The organism is Streptomyces sp. NPDC030809, from assembly GCF_055572195.1.
Genome location: NZ_JBVIDV010000014.1, coordinates 48197 through 60720 on the forward strand (window position 1 = coordinate 48197; position 12524 = coordinate 60720).

At 75.1% G+C, this 12524-nt stretch carries 14 protein-coding genes; 6 read left to right on the top strand and 8 right to left on the bottom strand.

What is annotated here, in order from left to right:
• Nucleotides 1-15: 15 nt before the first annotated feature.
• The 5 genes from ACZ407_RS19550 to ACZ407_RS19570 all read left to right on the top strand — a co-directional run bounded on the left by ACZ407_RS19550 (nt 16) and on the right by ACZ407_RS19570 (nt 5798).
• The gene (locus tag ACZ407_RS19550; RefSeq protein WP_468130054.1) at nt 16-2700 is read left to right on the top strand and encodes an MXAN_6230/SCO0854 family RING domain-containing protein; all 2685 of its coding nucleotides are present in this window, start codon (nt 16-18) and stop codon (nt 2698-2700) included.
• A 91-nt stretch (nt 2701-2791) separates the two neighbouring features.
• On the top strand, nt 2792-3775 hold the full coding sequence (locus ACZ407_RS19555; protein ID WP_468129782.1) for a DEDDh family exonuclease: 984 nt from the start codon (nt 2792-2794) through the stop codon (nt 3773-3775).
• Between the two features lie 64 nt (nt 3776-3839).
• On the top strand, nt 3840-4073 hold the full coding sequence (locus ACZ407_RS19560; RefSeq protein ID WP_468129784.1) for a hypothetical protein: 234 nt from the start codon (nt 3840-3842) through the stop codon (nt 4071-4073).
• Between the two features lie 143 nt (nt 4074-4216).
• Nucleotides 4217-5032 (top strand): SURF1 family cytochrome oxidase biogenesis protein, encoded by an 816-nt coding sequence (locus tag ACZ407_RS19565; protein ID WP_468129786.1) that lies wholly within the window; start codon nt 4217-4219, stop codon nt 5030-5032.
• Nucleotides 5033-5042: 10 nt separating this feature from the next.
• On the top strand, nt 5043-5798 hold the full coding sequence (locus tag ACZ407_RS19570; RefSeq protein ID WP_468129788.1) for an SDR family oxidoreductase: 756 nt from the start codon (nt 5043-5045) through the stop codon (nt 5796-5798).
• 53 nt (nt 5799-5851) lie between these two features.
• Here the strand turns inward: ACZ407_RS19570 and amaP are convergent, their stop codons facing one another.
• The 8 genes from amaP to ACZ407_RS19610 all read right to left on the bottom strand — a co-directional run bounded on the left by amaP (nt 5852) and on the right by ACZ407_RS19610 (nt 11320).
• On the bottom strand, nt 5852-6406 hold the full coding sequence (gene amaP / locus ACZ407_RS19575) for an alkaline shock response membrane anchor protein AmaP (RefSeq protein WP_468129790.1): 555 nt from the start codon (nt 6404-6406) through the stop codon (nt 5852-5854).
• Nucleotides 6407-6413: 7 nt separating this feature from the next.
• A complete protein-coding gene (locus ACZ407_RS19580) occupies nt 6414-7094 on the bottom strand; it encodes a DUF6286 domain-containing protein (RefSeq protein WP_468129792.1) in 681 nt (226 codons plus the stop codon).
• A complete protein-coding gene (locus ACZ407_RS19585) occupies nt 7091-7474 on the bottom strand; it encodes an Asp23/Gls24 family envelope stress response protein (protein WP_468129794.1) in 384 nt (127 codons plus the stop codon). The genes ACZ407_RS19580 and ACZ407_RS19585 overlap by 4 nt, the downstream gene beginning before the upstream one ends.
• Before the next feature lie 4 nt (nt 7475-7478).
• Nucleotides 7479-7664, bottom strand: coding sequence for a hypothetical protein (locus tag ACZ407_RS19590; protein ID WP_468129796.1), 186 nt, complete (start codon nt 7662-7664; stop codon nt 7479-7481).
• A 33-nt stretch (nt 7665-7697) separates the two neighbouring features.
• Nucleotides 7698-8117, bottom strand: a complete 420-nt coding sequence (locus ACZ407_RS19595) for an Asp23/Gls24 family envelope stress response protein (protein WP_468129798.1) — start codon at nt 8115-8117, stop codon at nt 7698-7700.
• A 118-nt stretch (nt 8118-8235) separates the two neighbouring features.
• Entirely contained in the window at nt 8236-9015 is a 780-nt protein-coding gene (locus ACZ407_RS19600; RefSeq protein WP_468130056.1) for an enoyl-CoA hydratase/isomerase family protein, read from the bottom strand.
• Between the two features lie 121 nt (nt 9016-9136).
• Nucleotides 9137-9358 (bottom strand): helix-turn-helix domain-containing protein, encoded by a 222-nt coding sequence (locus ACZ407_RS19605; RefSeq protein ID WP_007263382.1) that lies wholly within the window; start codon nt 9356-9358, stop codon nt 9137-9139.
• A 363-nt stretch (nt 9359-9721) separates the two neighbouring features.
• Entirely contained in the window at nt 9722-11320 is a 1599-nt protein-coding gene (locus ACZ407_RS19610) for an ABC-F family ATP-binding cassette domain-containing protein (protein WP_468129800.1), read from the bottom strand.
• A gap of 291 nt (nt 11321-11611) precedes the next feature.
• Here ACZ407_RS19610 and ypfJ point away from each other — a divergent pair, with 291 nt between their 5' ends.
• Nucleotides 11612-12502 (top strand): KPN_02809 family neutral zinc metallopeptidase, encoded by an 891-nt coding sequence (ypfJ, locus tag ACZ407_RS19615; protein ID WP_468129802.1) that lies wholly within the window; start codon nt 11612-11614, stop codon nt 12500-12502.
• Nucleotides 12503-12524 lie beyond the last annotated feature (22 nt).

A 12524-nucleotide genomic window follows, 5' to 3' on the forward strand; every position in this document is an offset into this window, starting at 1 on the left:
CCCGGGGAGAATCCGCTGTTCCACGCCGTCGACTCCGTCCTCCTGCGCCGCACCCAGACCGTGTACGCCGACCACGGGCCGGCCCCGGCGGGCCGGCCGGGACCGGCCCTGCGCAGGCTGGAGGCGGAACTCCTCGGCCGCGGCTGCCTCGTCTCCCCCGAGCTGCACGCCGCACTCGCCGGCCTCCCGCCGGAGCGGCTCGCCGCGGCGCACGTGCGGCTGGTCGGCCTGACGGACGAGCTGTTCGGCTCGCACCGCACCCACCGCCCGCTGTTCGCCCGCTTCCCCGACATCGCCCCGCGCGACCCCGACGCCCTGTACGCCGACCGGGTCCTCGCGTACCTGCTCCAGCGGCCCGACCAGCCCTGCGTGCTGTGCGGCGAGGCCCGGACCGTCCGGGCCGTCTCGCCGTGCGCGCACCTGGTGTGCCGTCGGTGCTGGGACGCGCACGCGTACGACGGCTGCCCGATCTGCCACCGCCGGACCGACGCCTCCGCGCCCTTCCTGCGCGCGGTCCGGGCGGTCGGCGCGGCCGCGCCGGGCACCCCGGGTCCGCTGCGGCTGCTGCGGCTGGGCGCCGACCGGGCGGCCGACGCCGCCGCGCTGGTCGCCGCCCTGCTGGCCCGCCGCACCCCGCTGTCCCCGCAGGACCGCGAGGACCTGCTGACCCTGCTGCCGCTGTCCCCCGCCGGGCGCGGGCTGCTGCCGGACGAGATCCCGGTGCGCGAGACCAAGGCCCTGGTCGTCGGCACCCTGCTGGCCGAGGTGCCCGAGGGCGCCGAAGCGGCCGTGCGGGCGCTGCCCGCCGAGCGGCTGACCACCGCCACGGACGTGCTGCGGGTGCTCGCGGTGCTGTCCGGCGGGGACCCGGGGCTGTGGCCGCTGCCCCGCTTCGGCACGCTGCCGCGGCGGCTGCGCCGGGAGCTCCTCGGCGTACTGGACGGCCTGCCCGTGCCCTTCCTGGTCGAGGACCTGCTCCGGCACCCGACCGCGTGGAAGCGGGCCGCGGAGACCCTGCACCCCTTCGAGGGCCACGCCCGCCATCCGCGGGCCGCGCTCGCCTTCGCCGTGCTGCGCGCCACACCCGTCGCCCCCGGCCGGCCGCTCGGCGATGCCCTGCTGAAGACGGCGGCCGACCACCCGGACGCGGTCCGCGTGGACTCCGCGGCGGGCCGGATCCGGCCCGCCACCTGGGCCGGCCGGCTCGAACAGGCGCTCGCTGGCGGGGACCTCGGCACTGCCGCGGGGATCGCCGCGCAGCGGCCCGGGGAACTGGTGCGCCGACTGGACCACCTGCTGCGGCTCGCGGCGGCCGCCGCCCCTGCGAGCCCCGCGCCGGCCGGGCCCGGGTCCGCCGGGCCCGCACCCGGCGCGCTGCCCGCCGTACTCGCGCAGGCCCTGCGCCACGCCCTGCCCAAGGCCGGTCCGGGGCCGCTGCTGTCGGCGCTGGGCGCCCTGCGCATGCGGACGCAGGACCGGACCGGGCGGCGCCGGGTGTTCTTCCCCGCCGGGGAGGTCACCCGGGCCCTGACGGTGCCGGAGACCCGGCCGCCGCTGCCGGAGGCCCTCGTGTCGGCGGCCGTGGCCCTCCTCGAAGAGGAGCTGCTGCGCCGGTTCGCGGCGGCGGGGGCCCGGGCCGGCGACCCGTACGGCCTCGCCGTGCTGGACTCGGACCTGGCCGGGCTCACGGTGCCGTTCACCGAACGGTCCACGGCCAAGGCCCTGGTGGCGGTCCCCCGCGGCAGCAGGCTGCCGCTTCCCGCGGGCGAGGTGCTGCGGCTGTTCCTGCACTGGACCGAACCCGAGGGGATGCGCACCGACCTGGACCTGTCGGTGGCCTTCTTCGGCCCCGGGTGGGAGTACCTCGGGCTGTGCGACTACACCACCCTGCACTTCGGCGGGAACGCCGCCCTCCACTCCGGCGACCTGACCTCCGCCCCGGCCCCCGAAGGGGCCACGGAGTACGTGGACCTGGTCCCGGACCGGCTGGCCGCGCACGGGGTCCGGTACGCCGTACCGCTCGTGTTCAGCTTCAACAACGTGGCGTTCGAGGAGCTGGCCGACGCCTTCGCCGGATTCATGTCCCTGCCCGCGGACCGGCCGCGCGGGGCCCGGTACGACCCGCGCACCGTCCGCCAGCGCTTCGACCTCGCGGGCGACTCCAGGATCTCCCTGCCCATGGTCGTGGACCTGGAACGGCAGCAGGCGCTGTGGACCGACGTGCACCTGCCCCCGGCCGACGGCTTCCAGAGCGTCGCGGCGCTCGGCCCGCGGCTGGGCGAGGTGGCCCGGGACGTGTCCGAGCAGTTCGGCTCGGGGGCGCGCGTGACGCTGTGGGACCTGACGGTGTGGCGGGCGGCAGCGCGCACCGGCGAGGTGGCCGTGGTGCGCCGCGACCCGGTCCCGGGCGGGCCGGCAGAGCTGTGGACGCACCGCCGGCGCGCGTCCGAGTCCGCGGCCGCCTTCGCCCGCCGGATCGCCTCCCTCGCCGACCCCGACGGCCGCCGGGCCGCCGCGGACGCGGACGCGGAGGCCGCCCGACTCGCCGCCGGGCGGCGGGTGTTCCTCGCCTCGGTGCACGCCGTCCCCGCTCCCGAGCGGGCCTCGGGCACCGTCTACCGGCTCTTCCCCGGGCCGGTCGCGAACGGCCCCGGCTGCCACCACGTCTCCGCGGGGGACCTGGTGGCCGAGCTGGGGTGAAGGGATCCGGCCGCGGGTGTCACGGGGGTGGCCCGCGGCCGGAAACCGACCCCGCGGGGGGCGGCGCTGTCGGTGGGGGCCCGTATCCTCTGTGACCATGCTCGACGACCGAACGACCGCAGAGACGACGTGGCCGACCGCGTACCCCCAGGGGTACGCGGTCGTCGACGTGGAGACCACCGGGCTCGCGCGCGACGACCGGATAGTCTCCGCGGCCGTCTACCGGCTCGACGCGCAGGGCAACGTGGAAGACCACTGGTACACCCTGGTCAACCCGCAGCGGGATCCCGGGCCGGTGTGGATCCACGGCCTGACGAGCGACGTGCTCGAAGGGGCCCCGCTCTTCAAGGACATCGCCGAGGAGTTCGCCGAGCACCTCGCGGACCGCGTACTGGTCGCGCACAACGCCATGTTCGACTGGCAGATGATCGCCCGCGAGTACGCGCGGGCCGCCGGGGCCGCGCCGGTCCGCCAGCGGCTGTGCACCATCGCCCTGTCCAAGGAGCTCGGCCTGCCGCTGCCCAACCACAAGCTGGAGTCGCTCGCCGCGCACTTCGGCGTGGTGCAGCAGCGCGCGCACCACGCCCTCGACGACGCCCGCGTGCTCGCCGAGGCCTTCCGCCCCTCGCTGCACGCCGCCGCGCGGGACGGCGTACGGCTGCCGCTGCTGGAGTGCCGGCCGCTCACCGAGTGGTCCGACTCCCCGGCCGCCCCGCGCATCGGCTACCAGGCCTCGTACCGCTCCGGCGGCGGCAGCTGGCGGCCCTCGCGCAAGCGGCCCCCCTGCCCGTACCCCAATCCGGGCCGGTACGAGGACGGCAAGCCGCTCCGGCAGGGCATGCGGGTCGCCTTCTCGGGTGACACCTCGGTCGACCGGGAGCTGCTGGAGGACCGGGCCGTCGAGGCGGGGCTGCACGTGGCCACGAGTGTGTCGCGGCTCACCAGCCTGCTGGTGACCAACGACCCGGACTCCGCCACCTCGAAGACCGTCAAGGCGAAGTCCTTCGGGACGCCGGTCGTCGACGAGGCCGCCTTCACCCAGCTGCTGCGGGACGTGGCTGCGGCAGACGGGTGACCGTCGGGCGACGCGCCCGGCGCCCGCTCGCCCGCCGGTGCCCCGCGGTCCCACCCTGTGGCGCATGGCACGTTGTGAGGTCTGCGGAAACGATTACGGCATGTCCTTCGAGGTGCACGCGCAGGGCGCGGTGCACGTCTTCGACTGCTTCTCCTGCGCCATCCACCGCATGGCGCCCATCTGCGAGCACTGCCGGGTCCCGATCATCGGACAGGGCGTGGAGGTGGAGGGCCAGTGGTTCTGCGGCGGGCACTGCGCCCGCGCGGAGGGGAAGGTGGGCATCGTCGACCGCGTCTGAGCCGCCCGTCACCGGTCCACACGTCCCGTCCGTCCACCCGTCCACCCGTCCGGGCCCCCGCGGGCCGCTCCTCCCCCGGCACCGAGGGTGCGGGAGGGACCCCCGCGCCGGGGCCCGTGCCACGCCCGGGTACCGTCGAAGGCGTGTACCGCTTCGTCCTGACCCGGCAGTGGGTGTGCCTCACCCTCTTCGCCCTCGTCCTGATCCCCGTGATGATCAGGCTGGGCTTCTGGCAGTTCCACCGCCACGAACACCGGGTCGCACAGAACGAGCTGATCGCGGCGAACCTGCGGGCGAAGCCCGTGCCGGTGACCGAGCTCACCTCCCCCGGCCACGAGGTGCCGCGCGCCGACTACTGGCGGCCCGTCACCGCCACCGGCCGCTACGACCGGGCGCACGAGGTGGTCGTGCGCATGCGCACCTCCTCCGACGACAGCGTCGGCTTCCACGTCCTGACCCCGCTGGTGATGTCCGACGGCCGGGCGGTCCTGGTGAACCGCGGCTGGGTGCCGGGCGCCGGCGACGCCCGCTCCCACCCGCCGGTGCCCGCCCCGCCGCAGGGCGAGGTGACCGTCACCGGCCGGCTGAAGGCCGACGAGACCAGCGCGGGCAGCGGCATCAAGGACCGCCGGGGCCTACCCGACCGCCAGGTCATGCTGATCAACAGCGAGCAGCAGGCGGCCGCCCTCAAGCGTCCGGTGCTCGGCGGCTACCTGGAACTGACGGCCCCCGTGCCGCCCGGCGGCCGCCCCGAGCCCGTCGCCGAGCCGGACCACGACTCGATCGGCCCGCACATGGCGTACGCCGTGCAGTGGTGGCTGTTCACCGCCGCCGTGCCGGTCGGCTGGCTGGTCCTGGTGCGCCGGGAGAAGCGCGACCGCGCGGAGGCCGCGGCCAAGGCGGCCGCCGAGGCGGACGGACCGGCGGGCGGCCCCGAGCCGGAGCCGGCCACCGCGTAGCGTGTGACGCATGGATCTTGGACTGAAGGACCGCGTCTACGTCGTCACCGGAGCGAGCCGCGGGCTGGGCTTCGCCGCCGCCCGCGAACTCGCCGCGGACGGTGCGAAAGTCGTCGTCAGCGGGCGGGACGCGGAGCGCACCGCGGCCGCCGCGGCGGCACTGGGCCCGAACGTGCTCGGCGTGGCCGCCGACAACGGCGACCCGCAGGCGGCGCACCGGCTGATCGCCACCGCCCGGGAGCGGTTCGGCCGCTTCGACGGCATCCTCATCAGCGTCGGCGGCCCGCCGCCGGGCTTCGCCGCGGACAACACGGACGCCCAGTGGGAGTCCGCCTTCGAGACGGTGTTCCTCGGGGCGGTCCGGCTGGCCCGGGCGGCGGCCTCCGAACTCGGCGAGGGCGGGGTGATCGGCTTCGTGCTGTCCGGTTCCGTGCACGAGCCGATCCCCGGGCTGACCATCTCCAACGGGCTGCGCCCCGGGCTCGCCGGCTTCGCGAAGTCCCTCTCGGACGAGCTGGGTCCGCAGGGCATCCGGGTGCTGGGCCTGCTGCCCGCGCGGATCGACACCGACCGGGTGCGCGAGCTGGACTCGCTGTCCGGTGACGCGGAGGCCGCGCGCGCGGCCAACGAGGCGCGCATCCCGCTGCGCCGCTACGGCACCCCGGAGGAGTTCGGCCGTACCGCCGCCTTCTTCCTGTCCCCCGCGGCCTCGTACCTGACGGGTGTGATGCTGCCGGTGGACGGCGGCGCCCGGCACGGCTTCTGACGGCCGGCCCGGGGCCCCGCCCGCCGTGCCGCCCGGCCCGCGGGCCCGGCCGGTCAGGTGACGCGGCGGGCGTGGTGGGCCGTCACGTGCAGGCGGGCCTCGGCGGGGAGGCCCGGCAGGCCCGCCGAGGTGCCCGCCTGCGGCAGGACCTCGCCGGCGAGGGCGGCCAGCACGTCGGCGGGGACGGCGTGGGGGGCCAGGCGCAGCCACATCCGGGCGGAGGGGGCTTCGCGGCGTCCGTGCAGGGTGGTCTGGCAGTGCTCGACCCCGTCCAGCGCGTCGGTCTCCGCGGTCAGCGCCGTCTCCAGGGCGTGGCCGCGGAGCTGGGCGAAGGCCCCGTCGCCGGTGTCGACGAGCACGGCGGGCAGCCGGGAGCGGCGCAGCTGCGCGAGCAGCCACCACAGGGCCAGGAGCACCAGCACCGCGAGGCCGGCCAGCACGGCCGGCCACCACCAGCCGCGGTCGTGCCAGTGCCGCCGTTCGGCCGCGGCGAGCACGACGTCGTGCCGGCCGTCGTAGGGGCCGGTGCCGGTGAGCAGGAGCACCCCGAGCCCGCCCAGCAGGAGTCCGAGGACGGCGAGCAGGATCCGGTTGGCGGTGCCGAGCATGGGCGACTCATCCCTTCCGGGCCGGGCGGGTGACCCGTACGCGCAGCTGCGGGGCGTGGGCGAGGCCGAGTTCCGCGACCGCCACCGCGAGTACGTCGTCCAGGTCGGCCCGGACCTCGTCGAGTTCGCGGAAGTGCGAGGCGGCCCGTACGCCGATCCGGGAGCGGCCGACGCCCACCTGCACGGACTGCACCCCGGCCACCTCCATGGCCCGGTCGCGGACGATGAGCCCGGCCGCCTTCCGGGTGAGCCCGGCGCGCAGGCCTGCGGGGCTGCGCATGGGCAGGATCCGGCGCAGCCCCGGGGTGAGGGCCAGGGTGAGCAGGAGGATCCCGATGAGGACCAGGAGCACCGCGGCGAGGACCACGCCGGTGTCGTCGAGGGTGTGTGCCGCGAGCCGGTCTGCGAGGGCCCGGCGCCAGTGCATGCCGGGCCGGTGGGCGCGCACGGCGGCGATGTCGTACAGGAAGAGGGCGGCGGCGCCGAGCAGGACGGCGGCGGCGAGGGCGGCGGGCACCCGGCGGGCGGAGCGGAACCGGGGGGCCCGCACCGGCAGCGGTTCGCCGGGCGGCAGGGCCCCGGGGCCGGGGTCCCCGGGCGGCAGGGCCCCGGGCGGCAGGTCCCCGGGCGGCGGCCCGCCCGCCTGGGGCCCGGCGGGTTCCGGGCGGGGCGGGACGGCCCCGGTCATTTCAGCCCGGCCCGGGCGCTGGGGCGGGCGTGGACCGCGTGCAGGCGTTCCACGTCGATGTCCACCTCGGGCACCGCCATCCCGGCGAGTTCCTCGATGCGCTCGGCGACGTGCCGGCGCACTGCGGCGCACTGGGCGCCGATGTCCGAGGGGTAGCGCAGTTCGAGGCTGATGCGGACCCGGGCGATGTCGTGGTGCACGGTGACGGAGGCGTGCGGCGGGGCGCCCTCGGGCACGGGCGCGCCGAGGGCCTCGCGGGCGGCCTGGGCGGCGATCCGGGCGACCACCCGGTCCGCGATCCGGGTGGAGCCGCGGTCCGCGGGGGCGATGCGGGCGGCCCTGGAGGGCCGGGGTGCGGGGGAGGGTGCGGACGTGCTCACGCGGTCACCGGCGCCGGTCGTCGCGGGAGCGGAAGAACTCGCCCGGCTCCAGGTCCCCGTCGAGGAACCTGCCGACGACGAAGCCGACGGCGCCGAGCGCCGCCACCAGCAGGAAGGCCCCGAAGCCGCCGAAGTACCCGGCGAACCCCAGTCCCATGCCGGCGATCAGTCCGGTCACGGCCATGCTCATCGCGCGCTCCTCTCGGCTGCGCTCGCCACGCACCTACTGGAGCCGGGTCTCCGGCTCGTCCTCGGCCTCGTCCGGCAGCTTGACGTCGGTCACCGCGATGTTGACCTCGACGACTTCGAGGCCGGTCATCCGCTCGACCGCCGAGATGACGTTCTCACGGACGGCCCCGGCCACGTCCCGGATCGACACGCCGTAATCGACGACGATCTCCAGGTCGAGGGCCGTCTGGACCTCGCCCACCTCGGCCTTCACCCCGCGGGAGGGGGATTTCCCGCCGGCCCCGGGCACCCGGTCGCGGACGGCGCCGAAGGTGCGGGCCAACCCCCCGCCCATGGCGTGCACGCCGAACACCTCGCGCGCGGCCAGCCCGGCGATCTTCTCCACCACGCCGTCCGCGATGCTGGTGCGGCCCCGTTCGGCCGGCGGGGTCCTGCCGGTGTCGCTCTCGGTCATGGCCGTGTCCCTTCGCGCGTGCGGGCTCCCCGACCACGGTAAGCGCGGACACCCGGCGGCGCTTGGGGAGTCCTCCCCCGGTGGTACGCCGCCGGGCGTACGGGCGGTGCCGCGTGCGTCAGTCGGAGATGCCCGCCAGGTCGCGCAGGCGGCGGGCCTGGGCGGCGCGCTCGGCGGCGCGCTGCTCCTCGTAGCCGCGGGTGGCGGCACCGCGCAGCAGGGCCTTCGTCTCGACGACGGCGTCCCGGGGCGCGGCGAGGAGGGCGGCGGTGAGGTCCTTGACCGCGCCGGTGAGTTCCCCGGCGGGCACGACGAGGTTGGCCAGGCCGATCCGCTCGGCCTCCTCGGCGTGGACGAAGCGGCCGGTGGCGCAGATCTCCAGGGCGCGGGCGTACCCCACGAGGGAGACGAGGGGGTGGGTCCCGGTCAGGTCCGGCACCAGGCCCAGGCTCGTCTCACGCATGGCGAACTGCACGTCCTCGGCGACGACCCGCAGGTCGCAGGCCAGGGCGAGCTGGAACCCGGCCCCGATGGCGTGGCCCTGTACGGCGGCGATGGTGATGAGGTCGTTGCGCCGCCACCAGGTGAAAGCCTCCTGGTATTCGGCGATCGTGGCGTCGAGCAGTTCGTCGGAACCGCGCGCCAGATCGAGGAAGGACGGCTCTCCTTCGAAGCCCTCGGGGGTGAACCCCTGACGGTCGAGCCCCGCGGAGAAGGACTGCCCCTCGCCGCTGAGGACGACGACCCGCACGCTGCCCGGCAGCGACCGGCCGGCCTCCGTCAACGCCCGCCAGAGCGCGGGGGATTGAGCGTTTCGCTTGGCCGGATTGGTCAGTGTCACCGTGGCGACCGTGTCTTCGACGGTGAGCCGTACGCCGTCCTTGTCGAGCAGAGCCATCATCGCCTCCGAGGAGTGCAGCCGAGTGATAAGTGACTGCACAGTAACCACCCAGCCGGCCTCTCGGCCGACCGGGGGTCACGGAGGTGAGCGACGGCGATGATCCTCGGCTGGGCCCGGATCAGGCCGCGGCCGCCTTCTTGCCGCGCGTCGCGCCACCGCGACCACGCAGCGTGACTCCGGATTCACTCAGCATCCGGTGGACGAATCCGTAGGAGCGGCCCGTTTCCTCGGCCAGCGCCCGGATGCTCGCACCGGAGTCGTACTTCTTCTTCAGGTCTGCCGCGAGCTTGTCGCGCGCGGCGCCGGTCACCCGGCTGCCCTTCTTCAGAGTCTCGGCCACCCGTGCCTCCTCATGGGAAGTGCGCTCTGGTGCTTCTCATGATCACCCCTCCCGGCCTTCCTGGCCACCCATTCGGCAAGGTCCGTGGGGCGGCAATTTTCGCGGGCGGGCCCGCCGCGGCCGGACGCGGACCGGGCCGCGGCGGGAATCGGCAGGTCAGGGCGGGCAAAGGATCAACGCGAAGCCCCGGCCCCGCCCCGCAGGGGGCCGGGCCGGGGCCGGTGTACAGCACGCAGCGGTACGAGACCGCCTCACTCAGATGATGGATCACCGATGAGCCGAATGATCCAGAGTGACCTGGATCACTTGATCCGCGGCCCGCTGGACCGGCCCGCCGGCCGGCCCGTACGGGTCCCGCGGGGCTCAGGCCAGGGCGACCAGGTCCTTGTAGTCCGGGCCCCACAGGTCCTCGACCCCGTCCGGCAGCAGGATGATCCGCTCCGGCTCCAGCGCGTCCACGGCCCCCTCGTCGTGGGTGACGAGGATGACGGCGCCCTTGTACGTGCGCAGCGCGCCGAGGATCTCCTCGCGGCTGGCCGGGTCCAGGTTGTTCGTGGGCTCGTCGAGGAGCAGCACGTTGGCGGAGGACACCACGAGGGTGGCCAGGGCCAACCGGGTCTTCTCACCGCCGGAGAGCACGCCCGCCGGCTTGTCCACGTCGTCGCCGGAGAAGAGGAAGGAGCCCAGCGTCTTGCGGACCTCGACCAGGTCCAGGTCCGGAGCGGAGGAGCGCATGTTCTCCAGGACCGTGCGGTCCGGGTCGAGCGTCTCGTGCTCCTGGGCGTAGTAGCCGAGCTTGAGGCCGTGGCCCGGGGTGACCTCGCCGGTGTCGGGCTTCTCCACCCCCGCGAGCAGCCGCAGCAGGGTGGTCTTGCCGGCGCCGTTGAGGCCGAGGATGACCACGCGGGAGCCCTTGTCGATGGCCAGGTCCACGTCCGTGAAGATCTCCAGCGACCCGTACGACTTGGACAGGCCCTCCGCGGTGAGCGGGGTCTTGCCGCAGGGCGCGGGCTCCGGGAAGCGCAGCTTGGCGACCTTGTCGGAGACGCGGGCCGCCTCCAGGCCGGAGAGCAGCCGCTCGGCGCGCTTGGCCATGTTCTGCGCGGCCACGGTCTTGGTGGCCTTGGCGCGCATCTTGTCGGCCTGCGCGTTGAGGGCGGCGGCCTTCTTCTCGGCGTTCTGGCGCTCGCGCTTGCGGCGCTTCTCGTCGGCCTCGCGCTGCTGCTGGTAGAGCTTCCAGCCCATGTTGTAGACGTCGATGGTGGAGCGGTTGGCGTCCAGGTAGAAGACCTTGTTGACGACCGTCTCGACCAGCTCCACGTCGTGGGAGATCACGATGAAGCCGCCGCGGTACGTCTTGAGGTAGTCGCGCAGCCAGACGATCGAGTCGGCGTCGAGGTGGTTGGTGGGCTCGTCGAGGAGCAGGGTGTCGGCGTCCGAGAACAGGATCCGGGCGAGCTCGACCCGGCGGCGCTGACCGCCGGAGAGGGTGTGCAGCGGCTGGCCGAGCACCCGGTCGGGCAGGCCGAGGGCGGCGGAGATGGTCGCGGCCTCGGACTCGGCGGCGTACCCGCCCTTGGTCAGGAACTCGGTCTCCTGGCGCTCGTACTGCCGCAGGGCCTTCTCGCGGGTGGCGCCGGCGCCGTTGGCGATGCGGTCCTCGTTGGCGCGCATCTTCTTGATCAGGACGTCGAGGCCGCGGGCGGAGAGGATCCGGTCGCGGGCGAGGACGTCGAGGTCGCCGGTGCGGGGGTCCTGCGGGAGGTAGCCGACCTCGCCGGAGCGGGCGATGCTGCCGCCGGCCGGCTGGCCCTCGCCGGCGAGGCACTTGGTGAGGGTGGTCTTGCCCGCTCCGTTGCGGCCGACCAGGCCGATGCGGTCGCCCTTGGCGACGCGGAAGGAGGCGGACTCGATGAGGATGCGGGCGCCGGCGCGCAGCTCGATGCCGGTGGCGGTGATCACGGAGGAACTCCAGGGCGGTATGGACGGCGGAAGGACAGCGCTGCTCGCGCCGCTCGGGCAGGGCGCGATTCTTCGACGCCGTTAAGGCACAAGGAGATGTGACATGGGAACCAGTCTAACGGGGGTCTGCAACTGGTTTCCGGCGCTGTGAGTGGCCTCACCCGCGGGCCGGGCGGCGGGCGGACCGGGCGCCGGGGTCCCCCGTTCGGCCCTCGCCCAGCGCCGCGCCGACCGGCAGCGACCACGATGAAGGGGTCGGTGTTCGGCGCAGTACGACGAGGACGGTGCGGGATGCAGTTCGACGACGACGCGAACCTGGACACCTCAGAGGTCCAGGACGTGCGGGGCAGCCGCATCCCGGGCGGGAAGGCGACCGTCGGCGGCGGCATCGCCGGCCTGATCGCCCTCGTGCTGGGCCTGCTGTTCGGGGTGGGCCCGGAGCAGCTGGGGCTCTCGTCGGGGGACGATCCGCCCGCGCCGACGGCCTCCTCGGCGGCCCAGGTGCAGACGGCCTGCCGGACCGGGGCGGACGCGAACGCCCGGGAGGACTGCCGGATGGTGGCGGTGGTGAACAGCGCGCAGGACTTCTGGAAGCAGGAGTTCGCCCGGCGGGGCGGTACGTACTCCCCCGCGCAGACGGTGTTCTTCACCGGCCGGGTGGGCACCGCCTGCGGCTCGGCCACCTCGGCGGTCGGCCCGTTCTACTGCCCGGGGGACCGCAAGGTCTATCTGGACCTGGGGTTCTTCAACGAGCTGCGCACCAAGTTCGGCGCCTCCGGGGGGCCGTTCGCGCAGGCGTACGTGGTCGCCCACGAGTACGGGCACCACGTCCAGAACCTGATGGGCACCCTGCAGAAGGCCCAGGACGGGCAGCAGGGCGCGAACAGCAACGCGGTCCGGGTGGAGCTCCAGGCCGACTGCTACGCGGGGGTGTGGGCCCGGCACGCCACCCGGACCCCGGCCGAGGGCACGGGCCGGCCGCTGATCACGCAGCTGACGGAGGCCGACATCCGGGACGGCCTGGACGCGGCGGCGGCCGTCGGCGACGACCGGATCCAGGAGAAGTTCCAGGGCCGGGTCACCCCGGAGTCCTGGACCCACGGCTCGGCCGAGCAGCGGCAGCAGTGGTTCTACCAGGGCTACCGCACGGGCGACATGGCCCAGTGCAACACCTTCCGCTGAGCCGCGGGGCGGGCTGCCAGAC

Bases quoted from the DNA above. Each gene is read 5' to 3' on its own strand.
- ACZ407_RS19560 (WP_468129784.1), top strand. From the start codon at position 3,840: ATGGCACGTTGTGAGGTCTGCGGAAACGATTACGGCATGTCCTTCGAG.
- ACZ407_RS19570 (WP_468129788.1), top strand. From the start codon at position 5,043: ATGGATCTTGGACTGAAGGACCGCGTCTACGTCGTCACCGGAGCGAGC.
- amaP (WP_468129790.1), bottom strand. From the start codon at position 6,406: ATGCTCGGCACCGCCAACCGGATCCTGCTCGCCGTCCTCGGACTCCTG.
- ACZ407_RS19580 (WP_468129792.1), bottom strand. From the start codon at position 7,094: ATGACCGGGGCCGTCCCGCCCCGCCCGGAACCCGCCGGGCCCCAGGCG.
- ACZ407_RS19590 (WP_468129796.1), bottom strand. From the start codon at position 7,664: ATGAGCATGGCCGTGACCGGACTGATCGCCGGCATGGGACTGGGGTTC.
- ACZ407_RS19595 (WP_468129798.1), bottom strand. From the start codon at position 8,117: ATGACCGAGAGCGACACCGGCAGGACCCCGCCGGCCGAACGGGGCCGC.
- ACZ407_RS19600 (WP_468130056.1), bottom strand. From the start codon at position 9,015: ATGGCTCTGCTCGACAAGGACGGCGTACGGCTCACCGTCGAAGACACG.
- ypfJ (WP_468129802.1), top strand. From the start codon at position 11,612: ATGCAGTTCGACGACGACGCGAACCTGGACACCTCAGAGGTCCAGGAC.